Origin of the sequence: Paraburkholderia sp. CNPSo 3274 (assembly GCF_024206475.1) — a bacterium.
Lineage (GTDB): Bacteria > Pseudomonadota > Gammaproteobacteria > Burkholderiales > Burkholderiaceae > Paraburkholderia.
On sequence record NZ_JAMBPR010000004.1, the window covers coordinates 101188 to 123561 of the forward strand.

Annotated in this window: 17 protein-coding genes; 5 read left to right on the forward strand and 12 right to left on the reverse strand. The window is 66.2% G+C overall.

What is annotated here, in order from left to right; all coding sequences use genetic code 11:
* Nucleotides 1–6: 6 nt before the first annotated feature.
* From M3I54_RS03865 to M3I54_RS03875, 3 genes are all read right to left on the reverse strand, one after another.
* Nucleotides 7–1980, reverse strand: coding sequence for an SMP-30/gluconolactonase/LRE family protein (locus tag M3I54_RS03865; RefSeq protein ID WP_254333173.1), 1974 nt, complete (start codon nucleotides 1978–1980; stop codon nucleotides 7–9).
* Nucleotides 1981–2266: 286 nt separating this feature from the next.
* Nucleotides 2267–2473, reverse strand: coding sequence for a YbdD/YjiX family protein (locus M3I54_RS03870; protein ID WP_254333175.1), 207 nt, complete (start codon nucleotides 2471–2473; stop codon nucleotides 2267–2269).
* 25 nt (nucleotides 2474–2498) lie between these two features.
* Nucleotides 2499–4586 (reverse strand): carbon starvation CstA family protein, encoded by a 2088-nt coding sequence (locus M3I54_RS03875; RefSeq protein ID WP_254333177.1) that lies wholly within the window; start codon nucleotides 4584–4586, stop codon nucleotides 2499–2501.
* Between the two features lie 325 nt (nucleotides 4587–4911).
* Between M3I54_RS03875 and M3I54_RS03880 the strand changes: the two genes are divergently transcribed.
* Both M3I54_RS03880 and M3I54_RS03885 read left to right on the forward strand, forming a co-directional pair.
* Nucleotides 4912–6393, forward strand: a complete 1482-nt coding sequence (locus M3I54_RS03880; protein WP_254333179.1) for a cache domain-containing protein — start codon at nucleotides 4912–4914, stop codon at nucleotides 6391–6393.
* Nucleotides 6394–6395: 2 nt separating this feature from the next.
* Nucleotides 6396–7061 carry a response regulator transcription factor gene (locus tag M3I54_RS03885; protein WP_254333332.1) on the forward strand — a complete coding sequence of 222 codons (666 nt, stop codon included), beginning with the start codon at nucleotides 6396–6398 and terminating at the stop codon, nucleotides 7059–7061.
* A 74-nt stretch (nucleotides 7062–7135) separates the two neighbouring features.
* Here M3I54_RS03885 and M3I54_RS03890 read toward each other — a convergent pair whose 3' ends face one another.
* Complete coding sequence (locus M3I54_RS03890; protein WP_254333181.1) at nucleotides 7136–7744, reverse strand: phospholipid-binding protein MlaC; 609 nt, start codon at nucleotides 7742–7744, stop codon at nucleotides 7136–7138.
* 242 nt (nucleotides 7745–7986) lie between these two features.
* Between M3I54_RS03890 and M3I54_RS03895 the strand changes: the two genes are divergently transcribed.
* Nucleotides 7987–10614 carry an MMPL family transporter gene (locus M3I54_RS03895; protein WP_254333183.1) on the forward strand — a complete coding sequence of 876 codons (2628 nt, stop codon included), beginning with the start codon at nucleotides 7987–7989 and terminating at the stop codon, nucleotides 10612–10614.
* The gene (locus M3I54_RS03900; protein WP_254333185.1) at nucleotides 10611–11624 is read left to right on the forward strand and encodes a VacJ family lipoprotein; all 1014 of its coding nucleotides are present in this window, start codon (nucleotides 10611–10613) and stop codon (nucleotides 11622–11624) included. Before M3I54_RS03895 ends, M3I54_RS03900 begins: the two co-directional genes overlap by 4 nt.
* 105 nt (nucleotides 11625–11729) lie before the next feature.
* On the opposite strand, the gene M3I54_RS03905 is transcribed toward M3I54_RS03900, so the two are convergent.
* The 8 genes from M3I54_RS03905 to M3I54_RS03940 all read right to left on the reverse strand — a co-directional run bounded on the left by M3I54_RS03905 (nucleotide 11730) and on the right by M3I54_RS03940 (nucleotide 19419).
* Nucleotides 11730–12215 carry an acyl-CoA thioesterase gene (locus tag M3I54_RS03905; protein WP_254333187.1) on the reverse strand — a complete coding sequence of 162 codons (486 nt, stop codon included), beginning with the start codon at nucleotides 12213–12215 and terminating at the stop codon, nucleotides 11730–11732.
* A gap of 118 nt (nucleotides 12216–12333) precedes the next feature.
* Nucleotides 12334–12999: a phosphorylase gene (locus M3I54_RS03910; RefSeq protein WP_254333189.1), complete on the reverse strand. Its 666-nt coding sequence runs from the start codon at nucleotides 12997–12999 to the stop codon at nucleotides 12334–12336.
* A 53-nt stretch (nucleotides 13000–13052) separates the two neighbouring features.
* Nucleotides 13053–15098, reverse strand: coding sequence for a squalene--hopene cyclase (gene shc, locus M3I54_RS03915; RefSeq protein ID WP_375542087.1), 2046 nt, complete (start codon nucleotides 15096–15098; stop codon nucleotides 13053–13055).
* Complete coding sequence (gene hpnE, locus M3I54_RS03920; protein ID WP_254333191.1) at nucleotides 15095–16363, reverse strand: hydroxysqualene dehydroxylase HpnE; 1269 nt, start codon at nucleotides 16361–16363, stop codon at nucleotides 15095–15097. Before hpnE ends, shc begins: the two co-directional genes overlap by 4 nt.
* A complete protein-coding gene (gene hpnD / locus M3I54_RS03925; RefSeq protein WP_254333193.1) occupies nucleotides 16363–17214 on the reverse strand; it encodes a presqualene diphosphate synthase HpnD in 852 nt (283 codons plus the stop codon). Before hpnD ends, hpnE begins: the two co-directional genes overlap by 1 nt.
* Before the next feature lie 279 nt (nucleotides 17215–17493).
* Nucleotides 17494–18438, reverse strand: coding sequence for a sensor domain-containing diguanylate cyclase (locus tag M3I54_RS03930; protein WP_254333196.1), 945 nt, complete (start codon nucleotides 18436–18438; stop codon nucleotides 17494–17496).
* Nucleotides 18435–19058 (reverse strand): chemotaxis protein CheC, encoded by a 624-nt coding sequence (locus M3I54_RS03935; protein WP_110383369.1) that lies wholly within the window; start codon nucleotides 19056–19058, stop codon nucleotides 18435–18437. Before M3I54_RS03935 ends, M3I54_RS03930 begins: the two co-directional genes overlap by 4 nt.
* The gene (locus M3I54_RS03940; RefSeq protein ID WP_028202798.1) at nucleotides 19051–19419 is read right to left on the reverse strand and encodes a response regulator; all 369 of its coding nucleotides are present in this window, start codon (nucleotides 19417–19419) and stop codon (nucleotides 19051–19053) included. Before M3I54_RS03940 ends, M3I54_RS03935 begins: the two co-directional genes overlap by 8 nt.
* Nucleotides 19420–20038: 619 nt before the next feature.
* On the opposite strand from M3I54_RS03940, the gene M3I54_RS03945 reads away from it, so the two are divergent.
* A complete protein-coding gene (locus tag M3I54_RS03945) occupies nucleotides 20039–22318 on the forward strand; it encodes a hybrid sensor histidine kinase/response regulator (RefSeq protein ID WP_254333198.1) in 2280 nt (759 codons plus the stop codon).
* Nucleotides 22319–22374 lie beyond the last annotated feature (56 nt).

A 22374-nucleotide genomic window follows, 5' to 3' on the forward strand; every position in this document is an offset into this window, starting at 1 on the left:
TTTTTTTCACTTCGCACTGAATGGCGACATCGCTGCGTTCGCTGTGGTCGCGCTCGCCACCACCGGCGTCCAGCGATATACCACCGCGCTCGCAGCGTTGTAGTCATCCTTCGTCACGACATACTCGCCAGTCGAGCGCAGATACGCGCGCAGGCCATACATCGAATCCACGTCGTTGCCGACGTACACCGCGTTCGGGTTGCTATTGATGAGCGTCGTGTCGATCGCGCCCGTGGTGAGGTTGAACGCATCGATGTTCGGCACGGTGTGCACGTAGCCTACGAACAGATAGTTTCCGGCGGCCGCAATCGATTTGGGATTCGCACTCGTGAGCGTGATCACCGGATTCGGCGCGCTCGTATTGCCGGCGAGCCAGCCGTGATACACCTCGACGCGCGTGCCGACCGCCGTCCAGTCGGCAATGCTCGCGTCCTCACCCGTGAGTATCATCGTGTCGCTTTCGGGCAGGTAGACGATGCGCGTGAGCCGCGAGATCGTGGCGGGAATCGGCGTGGTGATCGCGGCGCCCCAGAGCGGCTTGCCGGTCGAGTCGAAGCCGGTCAGCGGGTAGTGCGAAATGACGTTGGTCTTGTCGAGGCCAACCCAGAGGTCGCCCTTGCTGTCGAGACAAAAGCCGTTGCGCACCGGGGCCGTCGTATTGAACGCCGACCCCGGCAGCGTGTAGTCCGGAATGGCGATATAGCCGCTCGCCGCGTTGAAGTGGAAGAAGTAGAACGTATCGGGGTTCTGGCCGGCAGCCACGAGAATGCGCTGGCCGCCCACGCTCGCCACCTGCGCGAAATGCTCGCCTCGCGCGGTGTCGGCGAGATTGATGCGCGGATCGGACGGATACGTGATTGGGTCAATGGTGTTGGCAACAAAAGTGCCGCCAGCCGTGCCCGAATAGAGGTTCACGCCGCCGTAGAAAAGCGCGCCGTCGGTGCCCGGATCCGGCGCCGCGTTGCCTTCGAAATTGAGCGACTGAAGCTTCCAGCGCAGCGTGCCGGTGCCGTCGTAAGCCTGCAGATCGGTGCCGCCGTTACGGCCGAGGTCCCACGAGCCGCCCCACGGATTGTTCAGCACGTACAGCGTGCCCGCGGAATCCTTGCCGATGCCGACCACGCGCGTAAAGCGCTTGTCGCCCACCTGCCCCTTGATGCCCGTGGTCGTGTCGAGATAGCCGCCCGGAATGCCGAACGTGCCGGTTTGAGAAGGCGTGCCCGCGACGCTGAAGGTCTTGATGTTCATGTCGGGACCCGAGTCGCCGATCATCAACTGTGAGGTCTGCGAATCGAAATACAGCGACGACGGCCGCGCCGTGGACGCCAGCTGGATGGTGTTCAGGAGCTGACCGCCGGCGCTAAATTCGAGCACGGCGCCCGCGCTCTTCTGGGCGACCCAGAGGTTGCCGCTCGCGTCGAGCGTCAGCGCACCCGGGCCCGCCACGCCGATATCGCGTTGCCAGACGCCGTCCGTGGTGTACACGCGCACGCGGTTGCCGGGGAAATCGCTCACGTAGAGCAGCGAGCCTGAGGTCGCGAGTCCGGTGATGACATCAGCGAGCTTTTCGGTCGTATCGGCGCTCACGGCGATGAGCAGGTCGCGCGCGCCGCTCGTGCGGTTGTATCGCCCGATGTTGCCGCTGCCATACGTCGCGTTGTACTGCATCGCGACGAACAGCGAAGTCGCGTTGCCTGTGATCGCGCCGCCCTGGAAGTCGCCGTGCCCGCCGATCGAGCCCAGGCTCTGACCGTTCTGGTAAATCGCCACGCCGCCTTCGTTTTCATCCCACATCGACGACGTATAGATGACGCCTTCGGGCGCGACCCACATCGAGCGGGCCACGTTGCCTACGTGCGTCGCGTTGGTGCCGTAGGTGTTCGCAATCCAGTCGGTGGAGTATTGCGCTTCGCAAACGGGCGTAACCGTTACGGTGAGAGCGGCCGCAAGCCATGCTGCGCCAATTCGATGCAAGATCATGAGAAGTTCTTTGATTCGTACACCTTACGGCGTAACTGTTGAAGATGCAGCGTTGCCCTCGTGGCAAACGCGCAGTCCGATTCCCGACGATTCGAATCCGTGCGTGCCCCGCGCGCGGGGTCATGCGTCGAATGGGTGTGGAACTTCGTAAAAGTTAACGGCAACCGCACTGCGAGAATTGAGTGCTTTTTGATCGAACGCCGAGCCGCGAAGATTACAGACGTAAAAAAAGCGCGACGGCCTTCGCCGTCGCGCCTCGTGCTGAACGTATCCGCTCAGTCGGGAGTTAGCAGCACTTCCCTGAGCCCGACCCATACCGGGCGTTTTGCCGCTCGCGGAAAAACTCCTCATAGGTCATGACCGGGCGGTCGGGATGCGTCTCGCGCGCATGCGCGACGTAGCCCTCGTAGTCCGGCAAGCCGACCATCAAACGCATGGCCTGGCCGAGATAGCGCCCGGCCGTCTGTACGTTGTCGCGAAGTCCCGAGAACATGGTGTGCTCCGTTCAGTAACGTCGATCAATGCACGCGATTCGTCACGGCCGCCGCGCCGCCAGCCGGCATCGCCTGATACGGCGTTTCCTGCACGGTCGGACGATCGATACGGCGCGCACGCGCAATCGCGATCAGGCCATACACGACGATGCTCACCACCACGAAGATGAACAGGCCCGAGAGCGCTGCATCGACGTAGTCGTTGAAGACCATGCGCTGCATCTGCTCGAGCGACTTGGCGGGCGCGACGACCTTGCCTTCCGCGATCGCCGCCGAGAGCTTCTGTGCGTGCGCGACGAAGCTCACCTTCGGGTTGCTGTCGAAAATCTTCTGCCAGCCCGCCGTGAGCGTGCAGATGAGGAGCCACACCGTGGGCAGTGCCGTGACCCATGCGAACTTCTCGCGCTTCATCTTGAAGAGCACGACGGTTGCGAGCATCAGCGCGATACCGGCGAGCATCTGGTTCGAGATGCCGAAGAGCGGCCACAGCGTGTTGATGCCGCCAAGCGGATCGACCACGCCTTGATAGAGGAAGTAGCCCCACGCGGCCACGCACAAGCCCGTGGCGATCAGGTTTGCGGGCAGCGACTCCGTGCGCTTCAAAGAAGGGTGGAACGTGCCAAGCAGGTCCTGCAGCATGAAGCGGCCCGCACGCGTGCCCGCGTCAACAGCGGTCAGGATGAAGAGCGCTTCGAACAGGATGGCGAAGTGATACCAGAACGCCATCATCGCTTCGCCGCCGATCACCTGGTGCAGGATCTGGGCCATGCCCACGGCCAGCGTCGGTGCGCCACCTGCGCGCGCCACGATGGTCGTTTCGCCCACGGCTTGCGCGGTGTGCGTCAGCATTTCAGGCGTGAGCATGAAGCCCCACTGGCCCACGGTGTGCGCAACGGCGTCCGGCGTCGTGCCGAGCACGGCGAGCGGTGCGTTCATCGCGAAGTACACACCCGGCTCGATCACCGAGGCGGCCACGAGCGCCATGATTGCGACGAACGATTCCATCAGCATCGCGCCGTAACCGATGAAGCGCGCGTTGGTTTCGTTATCGAGCAGCTTGGGCGTCGTGCCCGACGAGATCAGCGCATGGAAGCCCGAGACCGAGCCGCACGCGATCGTGATGAAGAGGAAAGGGAACAGGTTGCCCGACCAGACCGGGCCCGTGCCGTCGATGAACTTCGTGAAGGCCGGCATCTTCAGTTCCGGCGCGACGATCAGAATGCCGATCGCCAGCGCGAGAATCGTGCCGATCTTCAGGAACGTCGAGAGGTAGTCGCGCGGCGCGAGCAGGAGCCACACCGGCAGCACCGAAGCGACGAAGCCATAGCCGATCAGGATCCAGGTGAGCTGCGTGCCGGTGAATGTGAACCAGGCTGCGAGCGTGGGCGAATCATGCACGTGCTGGCCGAAGGCGATGGAAGCCATCAGCAGGACGAAACCGATGATCGAGATCTCCCCGATCTTGCCCGGGCGGATGTAGCGCACGTAGAGGCCCATGAAGATCGCGATGGGAATCGTCGCGGCCACCGTGAACGTGCCCCACGGCGAATTCGTGAGCGCCTTCACCACGATCAGCGCGAGCACCGCGAGAATGATGATCATGATGAGGAAGGTGCCGAACAGCGCGATCACGCCGGGCACCGGGCCGAGTTCCATCTTCACGAGGTCGCCGAGCGAGCGGCCGTCGCGGCGCGTGGAGAGGAACAGCACCACGAAGTCCTGCACGGCGCCCGCGAACACCACGCCCGCGAGAATCCAGAGCATGCCGGGCATGTAGCCCATCTGCGCGGCCAGCACGGGGCCCACGAGCGGACCCGCACCCGCGATCGCCGCGAAGTGATGGCCGAACAGCACGTATTTGTTGGTGGGCACGAAGTCGAGCCCGTCGTTGTGGCGCACGGCCGGCGTCATGCGCAGGCCGTCGAGCTGTAGCACATGCGTGGCGATGAAGCGGCTATAGAAGCGATACGCGATCAGATAGACGCACACGGCGCAGATCACGATCCACAGTGCGCTGATTCGCTCGCCGTGCGCGAGCGCGATGGTGCCGAACGCGAAGGCGCCAAGCAGCGCGACCAGCGTCCAGACGACAAAACCGGATGTCCGACTCATGCGGTGTCTCCATTTTATGGTTTTACTTTTTCGCCCGGCATCAGGACCGGGCCCAGGCGCCGGTTGATACTGGCGCGTGCATGACGCATTGCGCCATGTCGTGGGCGGTAGTATTCGCTTTCAGGCCGTCAGCCACAACCGGACAACTACGTAAGCGCGCTACGTAGAACTACGTAGGAAAGACAACAATTCGTTGCGCGCTCAACGATAGTCGTACCTGCCGTGCAACGCGTCGTGCAAGAGCACCGTCTTGAAGGCCGCGTGGATTGCCGCCTCTGCCGCGCGCGCCCGGTTATGCTTGCAGACTCAGCTTCCGAACACCGTCATGCCCGCCCCATTTTTCTTCGCCGACCGCCGCCTGAAGACGAAAATCTTCCTGCTCGCGGTCGTACCGTTCCTCGCGGCCATTGCCGGCATCGGGATCGGCGTGCGCCAGCAGGCCACGCAGCTCGCGCAAACGCAACACGCAACCGTGCAGAGCGCCTATCTGTCGAGCAAGGAGATCGAGCTGCGCCACTACGTGGAGCTGGCCACGAGCGCCATCGCGCCGCTCTACGCACCCGAGGAAAACGCCAGCGCCGCGTTGCCCGCGCCAGAGAGCGAAGCCGACCGCCAGCTAGCCGCGCTAGCCGTGCTGCAGAAGATGGACTTCGGCCCCGACGGCTATTTCTTCGTCTACGACATGCACGGACGCTCGCTCATGCATCCGCGCGAGCCCGCGCTCGTCGGCCAGGATCTCTGGAACCTGCGCGACCCGCAGGGCGCGCTCACGATCCAGCAACTGATTGCCGCGGCCCAGCGCGGCGGCGGCTACGTGCGCTATATGTGGCACAGGCCGTCCACGGGCAAGCTCGCGCCCAAGCTCGGCTATGTCGTGCCGCTGCCGCGCTGGGGCTGGATGATCGGCACCGGCATCTATCTCGACGACGTCGATTCGACGCTCGCGCACATCGACGAGCGCGCTTCCGCGAATATCGAGCACACCATTCAATGGCTCGGCGTGATCGCACTTGCAGGCGTGCTCGTGATCGCGCTCGGTGCGCTCGTGCTCAACGTGAGCGAGCACCGCAGCACCGACGCCAAACTCAAGCGCCTCGCGCAACAGGTGGTCGACTCGCAGGAGCAGGAGCGGGCGCGGCTTTCGCGCGAACTGCACGACGGCATCAGCCAGATGCTCGTGTCGGTGAAGCTGCTGCTGGAGTCGGCGCTGGCACGCTTCGAGCGCGGCGAAACGCGCGTGCCTGCAGCCGAAGCATCGCTCGCCACCGGCCTCTCACGTCTTTCCGACACGCTGCGCGAAGTGCGCAGCATCTCGCACGCACTGCGCCCCTCGATGCTCGACGACCTGGGCCTCGCCGCCGCGCTGGAGCAACTCACGCGCGAACTGGCCGAGCAAACGGGCATCGAGATCGCCTTCACGCAAACCGCGCCGAAGCCAGCGAGTAGAAAGGCGCAAGTCCCCGCGCTGCCGGACGCCGTCAACACCGTACTCTTTCGCATTGCGCAGGAAGCGCTCACCAACATCGTGCGGCACGCGCAAGCGGCGCGCGCCGCGCTCACGCTGGAGGTCGCCGCGAGCGGCGTGACGCTTGGCATTGCCGACAACGGCCGCGGCTTCGACGTGGCGTACGCGCTGGCCGACCCGCGCGCGGGTCTGGGCCTGCGCAACATGCGCGAACGCCTGGAGTCGCTGGGCGGCCGCCTCGACATCACCTCGCAGCCTGGCCATACGCTCGTCACCGCGTGGGTGCCTATTGCGTCTCATGCAGCACCCAAAGCCGCCGCCGTATCAGGAGCGCCGACATGACGATGACGAATGCAAACGTGAACGACTCGACCAGCCCCGGTGCCAAGCGCGCGCGCCTCGTCCTCGTGGACGACCATCCTCTCGTGCGCGACGGCCTGCGCGCACGGCTCGAAGCCGTGCCGGGTTTCGAGGTGGCAGGCGAAGCCGGCAACGCCGACGAGGCCATCGCGCTCGCAGCGTCGCTCGAACCCGATCTCGTGCTGATGGACGTGGGCATGGCCGGCGTGAACGGCATCGCGCTCGCGGGCATTTTCCACGAGCGCTTTCCGGCCATCCGCGTGTTGATGCTTTCGATGCACGACAACGTCGAATACGTGACCGAGGCGGTGCGCGCGGGTGCGAGCGGCTACGTGCTCAAGGATTCGCCGGCCACCGAGATCATCCGCGCGATCGAGGCGGTGCTGGCCGGGCGCACCTATTTCAGCGCGGGCTTGAGTGCGCGCATGATCCATGCGTCGGCGCGCAGCACGCCCGTCGAGCGTCTCACGCCGCGCGAGCGGGACATTCTCGACGCGCTCGCGCAAGGACTATCGAGCAAGCAGATCGCGCAGCGCGAGGGGCTTTCGGTGCGCACGGTGGAAACGCACCGGCTCAACCTCAAGCGTAAGCTGGAGATCGAAGGCCAGGCGGAGTTGATCAAGTTCGCGGTGGAGCACCGCAGAAAGTGAAACGGGCGCTCCGGATTCCCCGGAGCGCCCGCAAAGGCACAATGCGTGTGCAATCACCGATCGACAAGCGGCGATCAGCTGCGCGCGTTGTGATCGACGAGGAACTTGATGAGCCCGTCGATGCCGCCCTTGGCGATCTGGTCGGCAAATTGCGTCTGGTAGACCTGGATCAGCCACGCGCCCATCATGTTGATGTCGTAAATCTTCCAGCCGTTGGGCGTTTGCACGAGGCGGTAGTCGATGGCGTCGTCGCCGCCGTTGCTGATCACATGCGACTGCACCACCGTGTCTTTCGCGCCCGCACCCGTGTTCGAGGGTGCGAACTTGAAGTTCACCTGGGTATCGCGAAGTTGCGAGAGCGACGATGCATACGTCTTCACGAGCAGGAGTTGAAATTGCTCATACAGCTTCTGCTGCTGTTCAGGCGTGGCCGTCGCCCACGGTTTGCCAACGGCGATACGCGTGGTGCGTTTGAAGTCGGTGGCGGGAACGAAATGGGTCTCGACCACCTGGGTGATCTTGTTCATGTCGCCGCCGCGTGACTGCGGGTCGGCCTGCATCGCCTTCACGGTGCCTTCCACGGCGGCCTTGACGATGGCGTCCGGTGCGGTCTGCGCGAACGCGGCGCCCGAAACACCCGTGAAACAGGCGGCGACGAAAAATGCGGTCAGGTAACGTTTCATACGCTCTTCTGGAACAGTGATATTCAGGCGCCGGTACAGTGCGACTCAGTGCGTGCGGTTAAGTGCAGTGCAATCACGTAACCTTCGCGCCGCCGGCTGAGCCAGTATAACGGCTTTGGCAAATGCGCTGCCGGGGCGTCGCCTCGAGCCCAGGTGTACATGACCCGCGCCGGGACGGGCGGGGCCGGTATACTCGTACGTTTCGCGTCAAAGAACCTAATTGACAGGGCCCCCTCGCCTGTATGCTGAAGCCATTCATCATTAGCCTCGTCGCCTGGTCGGTGCGCCGCGCGGCGTGGGTGATCACACTTGCGATCGTGCTTGCCGTGCTCTCCGGCGTGTACGTTGCGAAGCATTTCAAGATCAATACCGACGTCAGCGGTCTCGTCGAGAACACCGCCCAATGGGCCGCGTTGAGCGAAGCCAAGGACAAAGCGTTCCCGCAGCGCGCGAGCTCGTTGCTCGTGGTCGTCGAAGCCGAAGCGCCCGAGCTCGCCGACGCCGCCGCCGACAAACTCGCGCAAGCGCTCAAGGCCGACTCGCGCGAATTCAGCGCCGTCTCGCAGCCCGCGGGCGGCCCGTTCTTCCAGCACAACGGCCTGCTCTTTCCGTCCACGGCCACCGTGCTCTCGACCACGGGCCAGCTCGTGCAGGCGCGCCCGCTCGTGAACCAGCTCGCGAAGGACCCGAGCCTGGCGGGTCTGGCCGGCACGCTCACGACCACGCTGCAATTGCCGCTCACGATCGGCCAGATCAAGTTGCCGCAAATGGCGAATCTGCTTGGCAGCGCCGCCAACGTCGTCGACGAGGTGCTCGCTGGCAAGCCCGCTGCGTTCTCGTGGCGCGCGCTCGTCGACAAGGATTCGGCCACGAAGCCCGCGTTCGCGTTCATCACCGTGCAGCCGGTGCTCAACTTCGCCGCGCTCAAGGCGGCCGCGAATGCGTCGGAGGCGATACGCGCGACCGCCGCGTCGCTTCATCTCGACCGCGAATTCGGCGCGCGTGTGCGCCTTACGGGCGAACAGCCGCTCGCCGACGACGAGTTCGCCTCGGTGCAGGACGGCGCCGCCCTCAACGGCGTGATCACGCTCATCGTCGTGCTCGCCATCCTCTGGCTCGCGCTGCGCTCGGGCAAGCTGATCGGCGCAACGCTCATCACGCTCGTGATCGGTCTCGTCATCACGGCCGCGCTCGGCCTCATGATGATCGGGTCGTTCAACATGCTCTCGGTCGCCTTCATGGTGCTGTTCGTGGGGCTAGGGGTGGATTTCGGCGTGCAGTTCGGCGTGAAGTATCGCGAGGAGCGCTTTCAGGACGAGCGGCTCGACGCCGCGCTCCTCAAGACCGCGCGCACCATAGGCGTGCCGCTCACGCTCGCGGCCATCGCCGTGGCCGAAAGTTTCTTTTCCTTCCTGCCGACCGCCTACAAGGGCCTCTCGGAACTCGGGCAGATCGCGGGCGTGGGCATGTTCGTCGCGTACGTCTGCAACATGACGGTGCTGCCGGCGCTCATCCGCGTGTTCAATCCCAGGGGCGAGCGCGCCTCGCCGGGCTTCGCGTTCCTCGCGCCCGTCGACAAATGGCTCGCCGAGCATCGCAAGCCGGTGCTGATCACCACGCTCATCATCGTGGTGGGCGCGACGCCCTTGCTGCTGCATCTGCGCTTCGACTTCAATCCGCTGCATCTTAAGGATCCACATACCGAGTCGATGGCGACGCTGCTCGCGCTCAAGAACTCGCCTGTCATCTCGATCAACGACGTGGGCGTGCTCGCGCCGTCGCTCGAAGAAGCCGACAAGATCGCCGCGCGGCTCTCGAAGCTGCCGGAAGTCGCGCGAGCCACCACGCTCAGTTCGCTCATTCCCGACGATCAGCAGCAAAAGCTCATGCTGATCTCGAGCGCCGCACATCAGCTTCTGCCCGCGCTCACGCAACAGCCGTCCTCGCCCGTGACCGACGAAGTGCGTGTGCAGACGCTCAAGCGCGCGGCCAACCAGCTTTCGCTCGCCGCGAGCGACCATCCGGGGCCGGGCGCGGCCGAGGCGAAGCATCTGTCCGACTCGCTCGCGAAGCTCGCGAACGCGAGCCCGGCCACGCGCGACCGCGCGGAAACCGCTTTCAGCCTCACGCTCAAGCTCGCCTTTGCGCAGCTCGCGCGCCTGTTGGAGCCCTCGGAAATCACGCGTGAAAACCTGCCGCCCGAGATGGTGCGCGACTGGGTGGCGCCGACCGGCCAGGCGATCGTGGACGTCGCGCCGCGCGTGCCGCCGGGCGTCGATTCCAACGATGACGTGATGCTCGCGCGCTTCGCACACGCGGTGAAGGCGGCGGAGCCGAACGCGATCGGCGGGCCGATCTCGATCCTGCACTCGGCGAACGTGATCATTCTCGCGTTTTTCCAGGCAGCGGGGTGGTCGGTGCTGCTCATTACGGCGCTCCTCTGGATCACGCTGCGCAATTTCGGCGACGTGCTGCGTACGCTCATTCCTCTGCTGGTATCGGCGCTCGTCACGCTCGAACTGTGCGTCGTCTTCGGAATTCAGTTAAATTTCGCGAACATCATCGCGCTTCCCCTGATGCTTGGCGTCGGCGTCGCGTTCAAAATCTATTTCGTGATGGCCTGGCGCGCGGGGCAGACTGGCCTCCTGCATTCGAGCCTCACACACGCGGTGCTTTTTTCCGCCGCGACCACGGCGACGGCGTTCGGGAGCCTGTGGCTATCGCATCATCCGGGCACGTCGAGCATGGGCAAGCTGCTCGCACTGTCCTTGTTCTGTACGCTGATAGGCGCCGTGGTGTTCCAGCCGGTGCTGATGGGCAAGCCGCGCGCAAAACGCGCGAGATCGGAAACTCAGGGGATCGACCAATGAAGAAGAATCAAGCCGCGCTCACCATGGCGGCGGCGAGCCTGGCGCTCCTCGTGACGTCGGGTTGCGCCACGGGCCCCGAACGCAAACCGGGCGATCCGTTCGAGCCCGCGAATCGCGCGATTTTCACGTTCAACGACAAACTCGACACCTACGTCGCGCAGCCGATCGCCAAGGGCTACCAAAAGGTGACGCCGCAGCCGCTGCGCCAGGCGATCACGAACTTCTTTTCGAACATCGGAGACGTCGACAACCTGGCGAACAACTTGCTGCAGCTGAAGATCACCGACGCCGTCGAGGATCTCATGCGCATCGCGATGAACACGACCTTCGGTCTGGGCGGCCTGATCGACTTCGCGACGGCGGCGGGGCTGCCCAAGCATCACCAGGACTTCGGCCTCACGATGGGCCACTACGGCATGCCGGCCGGCCCGTATCTCGTGCTGCCGCTGTTCGGGCCCAGTTCGGTGCGCGACGGCATCGGCCTGGCCGTGGACGTGAAGCTCAACGTCATCAACTACCTCGAGCCGGCGGTGCGCAACCCCATGTATCTCGCGCAGTTCATCAGCGCACGCGCGGACCTGCTCGGCGCGACCGACCTGCTCAAGCAGGCGGCGCTCGACCCGTATTCGTTCGTGCGCGACGCATACCGCCAGCAGCGCGCATCGCTGATTCGCGGCTCGCGTGGCAACAATGCGCCGCTGCCCGATTACGGCGAACCGGGCGGAGATGCAACACCGAACGAGAACGGGGCACCCAATTACGAGGACCCGGGCGAATCCGGTGGTGCCGGAGGCGCGGGTGGCGCGGCCGCCCCCGGTGCTTCGAACAATGGTCTGCCGAATTACGATGATCCGGGCGAGGGGAGCGCGGCGGGCGCTGCCGGCACGGCGGGTGTAGCGGCGGCAGCCGCTTCCGCGCCGGCGACGGCATCGGCGCCCGTTGCGGCTTCGGCTGCCGCCCCGGCTTCGGGTGTGACGGCGGCGCCTGCGAAGCCAGCCTCGGCGCCCTGAAGTCGGCAACGCGGCCGCCCGTTTATGGGCGGGCGGCGTATGAACGCAAAAAACCCGGCAACCTTTTCAGGTTGCCGGGTTTTTTTATCCTGCCGTGCGCACCGCTCAATGCACCGAAGCGTCCTCGCTCTCGGCCTGGCGCTCCGCCTCGTTCGCCGCCGCCAGCGCCGTGGCGTCCGCCGTCGTCTGCACGGTCTGGCGATAGCGCTCGTAGGCTTCGTCGGCATAGCGGATGCGTGCGCGGCCGTGCGGGGCCGGCATGCCGTCCGCGCCAAGGTTCACGAACACCATCTTTTCGATCGTCAGGATGCTCTTGCGCGTGATCTTGTTGCGCACTTCGGCGCGCAGCGTGATCGACGTCCGGCCGAAATCCGTGGCCGTTATGCCGAGCTCGATGATGTCGCCCTGACGCGCCGAGCTCACGAAGTTGATCTCCGACATGAACTTGGTCACCACCCGCTGATTGTCGAGCTGGCAGATCGCGTAGATCGCCGCTTCTTCGTCGATCCAGCGCAGCAGACTGCCGCCGAACAGCGTGCCGTTCGGATTCAGGTCTTCAGGCTTGACCCACTTGCGAGTATGAAAATTCATGGCTGGTAACTCCCCGAAATGTGATTTGTCCCCAGCTCGCAGAGGCGAACCTAGGGTTAACACTGAGATGTTACCAGAGATAGGGGTTTACCTTAGGTATTTCAATAGCCCGCCAGGGTCATTTGGGGAAAAAGGCGCCGGTGGCGATCAGCACCTCACGCGCGGCGCTCAGCGACTGGCGTGCCGCTTTCGCATCCGCCGCCACCCGCAGCAGACTGCCCAGTTGCGCCGGGTCGCGCGCCAGCTCGCGCAGGACCGGGAGCACCGCCGTCGTGCCGTCGTCGCGCAAGCCGGCCATTGCCGCTTTCGGCAGGCTGCGCCACGCCGGATCGACGATCGCGCGGCACACCGCGAACGGCACGCCATGCGCGGCCGCCGCGGCTGCGGCCAGATGCGATTCCATGTCGACGGCGAGCGCCCCGCACGCGCTGAACAGCGCTGCCTTGTCCGCCGCGCCGGTGAGCGGCGCGGCAACGGCTGCCTCCACGCCGCGCCGGGTTTTGGCGGCGAGCGGCGAGGCCATCAGCGCGTCGGACATGCGTTCGCTCCAGGCGGCGTCGGCCGCGACGCGCCCGAACGGCCCTTCGATCGCTTGCGCGATCACCAGGGTGCCCGGCTCGAGATCGGGCGCAAGACCGCCCGCCGTGCCGAAGCTGACGATGCCCGCCGCGCCGTCCTTGAGCGCCGCCGCGAGCGCGCTCTGCAGCAGATCGGCGCGCGCGGCGTAGACGGCGCGCACGCCGTCCCGGCCCTTGCCCGCGGCAATGCTCGCCTCGAAGGCCATGCCTGTCACCGCGATCACGGGCAGAGCGCGCGCCTTGACACCAGCCGCCATGCTCACAGACCGACCGTGACGCGCGTCACGCCCGCGCGCTTGAGGTTGCGGTAGCGCGCAAGCGCCCACAGCGGGAAGAACTTGCGATAGCCGTGGTAGCGCAGATAGAACACGCGCGGAAAACCCGTGGCCGTGAAGCGCGTTTCATCCCAGAGGCCGTGTTCTTGCTGCGTTTTCTGCAGATACCCGATACCGCGTGCAACCGCCGGATGATCGACCGCGCCCGCGGCCATCAGGCCGAGCAGCGCCCAGGCCGTTTGCGAAGCGGTGCTCGTGGCGCGCTCGTAGCCGCGGTATTCGAGCTTGTAGCTCGTGCCGTCTTCGCCCCAGCCGCCGTCGTCGTTCTGGATCTGCACGAGCCATTGCACCGCGCGCGTCATGCGCGGGTCGTCGTGACCGAGGCCGGCCGCGTTGAGCGCGCACAGCGCCGTCCACGTGCCGTAGATGTAGTTCATGCCCCAGCGGCCGTACCAGCTGCCATCGGCTTCCTGCTCTTCGAGCAGGTAGTTGTACGCGCGGCGCGCGTGCTCGCTCGCGGCCGGCAATTCGCCGAGCTGCGCGAGCATCGAAAGGCAGCGGCCCGAGACGTCGGCGGTCGGCGGATCGAGCAGTGCGCCGTGGTCCGAGAACGGGATGTTGTTCAAGTAGTACTGCGTGTTCTCCGGCTCGAACGCGCCCCAGCCGCCGTCGCTGCTTTGCATGCCAACCACCCATTCGCGCGCGCGGGCGATCGGGGCGTCATAGGCCTTCGTGTTGTCGAGCTTGTCCACGCGGTCCATCGCGGCCACGACCACGGCCGTGTCGTCGACGTCGGGGTAGTGCGGGTTCGCGTACTGGAACGCCCAGCCGCCCGGGCGCACCGCCTCACGGCGCGAGATCCAGTCGCCGCGGACGTCGAGAATCTGCAGCGGACGCAGCCATTCGAGGCCGCGGCGCGCGGCTTCCTCGGCACGGGCGTCGCCGGTCTCCAGCAGTGCGTGCGCCGCAAGCGACGTGTCCCACACGGGCGAGAGGCAGGGTTGGACGTACGCTTCCTCTGTGTGGATCGTCACCAGCTTTTCGAGCGACTGGCGCGCGATCGCGCGATGCGGATGATCGACGGGATAGCCCAGCACGTCGTACATCATCACGGCGTTGGCCATGGCGGGGAAAATCGCGCCCAGGCCGTCCTCGCCGTTCAGGCGCTCGTCCACGAACGCCACTGCGGCGTCGATCGCGCGCTGGCGCAAGTAAGTCGGAAAGAGCGGATCGGTCACGCGCAACACGCCGTCCACGGCGCGGAAGAAACCGAACCAACCCTTGCTCTGATGCGGGGAGCGGGCGTTCAAACCCACGCTCACCGGCGCGCCGCGGAACAACTCGTCGATGCGCACGCCACGCGGGTTGCGCGCCACCGGACGCTTCGCGCCCAGCACGAGCAGCGGCACGATCACCGTGCGCGCCCAGTACGACACCTTCGAAAGGTGGAACGGGAACCACTGCGGCAGCAACGTGATCTCGACAGGCATCATCGGGACTGCGTACCACGTCACCACGCCAAACAGCGCGAGCAGGATGCGCGTGAACACGTTGACCTGCTCCGCGCCGCCCGCCGCGAGAATCGCCTTGCGCGCGCGCACCATGTGCTCGGCGTCTTCGGCATCGCCGATCATCTTGAGTGCGAAGTAAGCCTTCACGCTCGCGCTCACGTCCATCGCGCCGTCGGTGAAGAGCGGCCAGCCGCCGTCCGGCAGCTGGATGCGGCGCAGGTAGCGCGCGATCTTCTGTTCGAGCTCGAGGTTCGCGGTTTCGCCCAGGTAATGCACGAGCAGCACGTATTCGGCCGGGATCGTGGCGTCCGCTTCGAGTTCGTAGACCCAATGGCCATCGGCGCGCTGGTCGGCGAGGATCGCGTCGGTCGCGCGCGCGACGGCGGCGTCGACCGTGGCGAGCGGTGCGGCAACAGGTGCGGCCGTCTCGTCGGCGAGCGTGGGAGCGGGCATCGCCACGGCCGGCGTAGCGACGTCCGGCGTGGCGACGCCTAGCGCGTCTTGGGATAAATCGTTCATCTACGTTCCAAATTTTCGGTCAGGAGCAGCTCGGCGGCCTTGCGGCCCGAGCGGATCGCTCCTTCGATCGTCGCGGGCAGACCGGTAGCCGTCCAGTCGCCTGCAAGCATCAGATTGTTCCAGCGCGTGCGCGTCGCGGGGCGGCGCCATTCCTCGTCGGGCACCGCGGCAAAGGTCGCGCGCGCATCCGCGCATACGCGCCAGGCGGGCAGCGGCTCGAGCGGCAGCGAGGCTGCCTCGGCCACGTCGGCCCACACGCGGCGCGCGATTTCCTCGGGATCGAGGTCGAGCACGCCGTGCGCGTCGTGGATCGTCGCCGAGAGTCGCCCTTCGGCCGTGCACAGCCAGTGGGCCGTGCCGTTGACGAGCGCCATCGGCGTCACGAGGCCCGGCGGCGCCGGCACCGCGTAGTGCACCGTGACGATCGCATTGTGGCGCTGCGGCGCCTGCAGCGCTGGCACGAGCGCCACGGCGGCCGCGCCGGGCACGGCCAGCACCACCGCCTCGTCGGGAGCGAGCGTGATACGCCCGTCTGGAAAATCGAGTGCGACGACGCGGCCCGCCGCGTCGTCGTACGCGATCTCCCTGAGCGGCGAGTCAAGGCGAATCGCCGCCCCACCGTGCTGAAGCATGCGCAAGGCCGGATCGACGAACGCGCTGGAAAGGCCTCCGCGCGCAGCCAGCGGCCGGAACGACTCCCCGCCCGCCGTGAGCGACTCGCGCAGCATCGCGCCCGCCAGCTCCGCGCTGCCCACGCGCGGCTCGACATTGAGCGCCGTGAGAAAGAACGGGTGCAGCAGCCGGTCCCACAGCACGCCTTCGCAGCGCATGGTCTGCGCCATCGTGCGGCCCGGCTTGGCGAACAGCAACGGCAGCAGCCCCAGATAGTCTGCGGCACGCGTACCCGGCACGCGCGAGCGCGAGTCGCCGATCCAGAACGGCATGCGCGAACGCGAGAAGCGCACCGTCCAGCGCGAGCGCGCGGCGATGTCCATGAACGCGAAGCCCGGCTCGGTGGGGCCGGAGAGCGCGTCGCCGGCGCCGATCGTGCGCACGTACTCGAGCGTGCGCGCATGTCCCGCCAGCACCAGATGATTGCCCGTGTCGAGCGTCGCCGAAAGCGTGCGGTCGTAGTACGAGCGGCAGCGTCCACCTGCCTGGCCGGCGGCCTCGTAGAGCGCCACCTGCACGCCGCGGCGCTGAAGCCGCACGGCCGTCGCGAGGCCCGCAAGCCCAGCGCCGATGACGTGGACTAGCCGAGGCATCAGAACAGCGCGTAGCGCGCGACGATCCACATGAGCCGTGCGCGCGGCTTGCTGACTTTCGTGCGCGGCAGGTCGAAGCCGCGATCCACGGTGCGTTCGAGCAGCACGCGGTAGACGCCCGACATGATGCGCGGCGCTTTCACCTGCGCGCGGGGCGCGGCGTCCATGATCGCGTTGGCTTGCGCGAAGTGCGCGCGGGCGCGTTGCACGAGCGTCTCGCACACACGCGGCAGCGACGGGTCGGCGGCGATCGTGTGCGGATTGCCCGCCGCGATCCCTTCACGCGCGAGCAGCTCGCGCGGCAGATAGCAGCGGTTGATGTCCGCGTCTTCGTCGATGTCGCGCAGGATGTTGGTGAGCTGCAGCGCGCGCCCCAGATGGTGCGACAGCAAGCGGCCCGGCTCCGCCTGCATCCCGAAAATTCTCACCGACAGCCGGCCTGCGGCACTCGCCACGCGGTCGCAGTACAGGTCGAGCGTGTCCTCGTCGGGGGCGCAGATGTCCTCGGCGGCGTCCATGGCCATGCCGTCGATCATCGCGTGAAAATCTTCGCGCTGGAGCCCGAACGTATGGATATGGCGCGTGAGCGCCGCGAGCGAGGCGCGCGGCGTGCCGGCATAGCACGCGTCGATGTCGGCGCGCCATTGGTCGAGCCCCGCCGCACGCTCGGCGCGCGGCAGGTCGCTGTCCGCGATGTCGTCGACAGCGCGGCAGAAGGCGTAGACCTGATACATGGCGTCGCGCTGCGCAGGAGGCAGGATCCGCATCGCCAGATAAAACGAACTGCCCGACGAAGCGGCGGCAGCGTCGGTTTGTTGTGTATCGTCCACGACGAGATTGGAAACAGCCAAGACGATCTCCGCTGGGGGCGCCCTCAACGGGCGTTCGACTCTATTCGGGCCCGCATTGCCGCGGGTCGCCCGCGCGCGCGGACACGCGCGAGGCACCCGACCCTAAAATTGTTCGCCAGGAGGCGCGCAAGGCCGGAAACGGGCAAAAGTATAGCAACCTTTGGGGGGGACCGCCGAGGCGGCCCGCACAGGGGGACCGCAGTGCAGACACGGCGCGTCGCCCCTGAGCACGGGGCGATGAGGCGGATCGAGCGGGGGCCGTCTGCGCGCCGGCAGGTATCAGGCGAGTGCGACCGAGCGGTTGCGCCCCTGGCGCTTCGCCGTGTAGAGGGCGGCATCCGCCTCATTGATCATGCCTTCGTAGTCGGGCGCACCCGTGCGCGCAGTGGCGGCGCCCACGCTGGCCGTCACGGGCACGATCACACCCTGCACCTCGATCGGCTCGTCGCCGATCGTGCGGCGAATCTTCTCCGCGACGTAGAGCGCGTCGTCGAGCGGCGTGCACGGCAAGAGCAGCGCGAACTCCTCGCCGCCGAAGCGTCCGAACACATCCTGCTTGCGCACCACGCCTGAAACGCGCTGCGCCATCGAGCGCAGCACCGTGTCGCCGGCCATATGACCGAATTCGTCGTTGATGCGCTTGAAGTGGTCGAGGTCGAACAGCAGCATCGAAAGCTCGCCGCCGTAGCGCTGCCAGCGCAGGAATTCGTCGGCGAGGCGCGTTTCGAAAAAGCGCCGGTTCGCGATGCCGGTGAGGCCGTCGCGGTCGGCGTATTCGCGCAGCTTGGCCACCGCGTCTTCGCGCTCGCGCTGCATGACGCTCACGTGCGTGACATCCGAGATGGTCACGCACACGGCGATAACGTCGCGCCCGCGCATGAGCGGCATGAAGGTGCAGTCCTGCTGCATGTAGTCCACCCCGCCCGTGATCGGCCGGTCATGCTCGAACTGGAACAGATACGGGCGCTGCTCCCACGAGCTGAACGCGAAGCTGCCCAGCTGGAACACGCTTTCCACCTTGCGCGTGAGCCACGTGCGCGGCAGGTCGGGGAAGCGTTCGAAGATGGAGCGGCCGGTCACGTCTTCGGCGGTCACACCGCTGTGATCCTGCATGAAGCGGTTCCAGCTCAGCACGTTCATGTCGCGATCGACCACGAAGATGCCGAAACCTACCCGTTCGACAACGAGGTCCGATAGTGTTGGCAACCCGGCTGGCTCGTTCATAGGCTATGTAACAACGCGTCGATGGCCCGGCTCACGACATGGATCGACTCCTCGGCCATCAGCATGACGAGGTGGGCGCGAAAGCGCTGGTCTTCCAGCGCGAAATTGACTTCGACGAGCAGCGCGACGTCCCAGGCGAGCAGGCCCGGCTGGAACACCTCGTCGAGCATGATCGCCTCGCCGAGCAGGCCCGGCTGCGAAAACACCGGCATGCGCCCGAGCTGGTCGAGCATCGACGAAACGCACGCGCCTGTGAGCGCGTTGGCGACGTCGAACATCAGCTCTTCCTCGGTGAGGGCATCGTCGCCGATCGTCGCGTAAGGTCCGCCGACCAGGCTACCAAGTTCGGCGATCTCGCCGCTGCGGCAGATCACCAGCGCCTCGCCCTTGATCTCCGAGCGAAAGCCCTGGCGCACGGCCGCAACCGGGCCGTCGATACCGGTCATCTCGCGCAACGCCGCCGCGGCCTCGGATACGGCGACTACGCGCACGCGCGGCACCGAAAGCTCGATGAAGGCGTTGAGCAGCCCCGACAGTCGCGTCGCTGCCTGCCCCATGCCGAGATTGGCGATCTCCTGCAGCGCGTCGCGCTGGAGTTCCGTGAACACTCGATCAGGCATACAACCCGTACTCCTTCAGGATGGGCAGCAGCGCCTCCTGGGTTACCGGCTTTGCGACGAACGCCGCCGCGCCGAGCGCCTGCACGCGCTCGCGGGCACGAGGCTGGACGTCCGCTGAAACGACGATCACGAACGTATTCAGGTCTTCGTGCTGCAACGCTTCGAGGACCTGGAAGCCCGTCAGGTCGGGCATCGTGAGGTCGAGGAACATGACAGCCGCGCGACCGGCGCGGTAATGGGCAAGCGCTTCGTGTCCGTTCGACGCGTACGAAATCGCCACGTCCCAGTCCTCGGGCAGCGCCTTCGTGAGCACCTTGCGGGCTAACAGCGAATCATCGGCGATCACGATGGGCAAGGACATGGATATGCTGAATGAGTGTGCGTTGGACGGAGTGCGTTTCGACGGATTAACGGCGGCGCGGGCAATTACTTTAGGGGAAACTTCCAGGAAAATTGCGAACCGGCCGAATAATGCATGACGCATGAGCGGACCCGCGCGCTGGTGCGCCGACGCAAGGCGCATGGCCGCGCCGTTGCCCAATGGCTACCGGCAACCCGTGCGCCGGTCGTGAAGGCCTTCGTCTGCATGCCTGCAGCCACCCCGTAGCATGGCCATGCGCCGTTACGGCGGGCATGGCTTTCATGCGAATGCGTTATTTATCGTGTTTGCGATTCTCGAATCAAATTGAATCAAATGCAACTCGCCGTTAATCAATCAACGAACAAAATTGACTCATTCTGGCTAATTTATGGAAATAAACGATCCATCCCTTAAATAAAGAACGTCGATTATCCCTTTGTGGTACGTTTGCGCTTCGCCGATTTTCGCGCATTCGGCATCAAGGAAGAAGAAAACCCCTGGGCGGCGTATTTGCCGGGCGATGCTTGCGGCGCGCCGGGTATGCACCGGCCGTCGGGGCGTCATCGCGGTCGTTTATCATGTCGAATGCCCCGCCGCCTTTTCCCTGCTTTTCCGTACGATGATTGCTGACCGGCCCGAGCGACCAGACGAACGCACACCCCAACCGCCCCCTGCCGACGACGCGCCGTTTCCGGCCGCGCCGGGCCACGACTTCACGGTGCGCCGACGCACGCTGCTCGCGCTGCTCGTCGCGGCGATCGTGCTGCCATGCATCTACGTCGCCGCCATGGCGTACAACGACTTGCGCGCGCGCGAAGCCGACGCCACCGACACCACGCTGCGCACCGTGCGCGTGGCCGAAGAGCACGCGCTCAAGGTGTTCGACATGAACGAGGCGCTCGACGCTCGCGTGGTCGACCTCGTGCGCGGCCTGAGCGACGACGGCATCCGCGCCAGCGAGCCGCAGATCCACGAGAAACTCGATGCGATCGGCGGCGGTTATCCGCAGGTGGCCGCGGTGTCGATTTTCGGGACTGACGGCGAGTTGCTCGCGAGCAGCCGCTACTCGCCGCCGCCACCAGTGTCGATCGCCGCGCGCGACGACTTCACCGGCGTTCGAGACGGCCGCGTACTCGACCACGTCTCGCGCGTGATGCAGGGCCAGGTGAGCGGTGAGACCGTATTCAACATGGGCGTGGCGCGCCTCGACGACGCCGGCTCGTTCGCGGGGCTCGTCTCGGTCGCCTTGCGCCCCGGCTATTTCAGCTCGTTCTACCGCGACCTGCTCGGCCCCGCCTCGCCGATGTCGCTCGGCCTCGTGCGCAGCGACGGCACGATCCTCGCCTTCGACCCGCCGCCGCGCGCGGACCCCTCGGCGATCACGCCGCGCTCGCCGCTTGGCGCCGCGCTCCTGCGCGGCACCGAGTCCGGCGTCGTGCACATGCATTCCTCGCTGCTCGGCAGCAACGTGATCCTCGCGTTCCGGCGCGTGGGCGCGTACCCCGTCTACGTGACCTGCGCGTATCGCACGCCGGCGATCTGGGCGGCCTGGTCCCGGCACCTGAGCGTGCTCATCATCTCCATGTTCACGCCGTCAATTGCCCTGTGGTGCGTGATCTGGCTTTCGCTGCGGCGCCTCGCCGCCGAAGAGGAGGCGTGGGAGCGCTGGCAGGCCGAGGCTTCGATGCGCCGCTCGATCGAATCCGCCTACCGGCAATCGCGCAAGATGGAAGCGCTCGGCAACCTCGTGGGCAGCGTCGCGCACGACTTCAACAACCTGCTGATGATCGTCTCGGCGAACGTACAGATCGCGCGGCGGCGCGGCGCGGCGGGCTTCGAGCGCGAACTCTCGGCGGTCGAGCGCGCGCTCAAGAGCGGCCAGTCGCTCACGCGCCAACTGCTCGGCGTGGCGCGCAAGCAGCCGCTGCGCAACGAGACGATCCACGTCGGGCGCTGGCTGCCGGCGGCCCGCGAGCTGTTGCGCGCGTCGCTCGGCGCGAAGGTGTCGCTCATTGTCGAAGTCGACGACGACGTCTGGCCCGTGCTCGTCGATGTGGCCGAATTCGAGCTCGCGCTCATCAATCTCGCCGTGAACGCGCGCGACGCGATGCCCAACGGCGGCCGCTTCACGGTACGCGCGCGCAACATCAGCTTCCGGCCCGGCGAAGGCTTCCCGCTCGACGGCGACTTCGTGCACGTCACCCTCGAAGACACCGGCACGGGCATGCCGCCGGACGTGCTCGCGCGCGCGTTCGAGCCGCTCTACACGACCAAATCGAAGGGCACGGGCACCGGCCTCGGGCTGCCGCAGGTGTTTGCGTTCTGCGAGCGCACCGGCGGACTCGCCGCGATCGACAGTGCGATCGGCGCGGGCACGACGGTGCATCTGTATCTACCGCGCTCGCTCGCCGAACCGCCCACGCAGCGCCCGAGCGAGCCGCGCGAGGAGAGCGCCCAGGTGCAGCACGGGCTGAACGTGCTGCTCGTGGAGGACAACGACGAAGTCGCGGCCGGCACCGAGGCGCTCCTGCAGATGATGGGCCACCGCGTGACCTGTGCGAGCGACGCGGCGAGCGCGCTGGAACGGGTCGAAGCGCCGCTTGCCGAGGGCGAGCCCACGCCGCGCTTCGACCTCGTGCTTTCCGACATCCACATGCCGGGGACGATGAACGGCATCGATCTGGCCGAGGCCCTGCAGGGGCTCGAGCCGAACCTGCCCGTGATCCTCGTAACGGGCTATGCGGAGGAGCTCGAGCGCACGCGCAATGCCGACGTGCGTGTGCTATCGAAGCCGTTCGACATCGCGCTGCTGGAGAAAATGCTCGAGGCGATTCGCGAGGACCGCCAGGCGCGTGCGAAGCGCGAGCACGACACGACGCTTCAGAGCCCGCGGCCATGACAGGACGCGAGTGACACGCCTCGCGGCACGAGGCTTGCGGCAAGCAGCGCGACCGC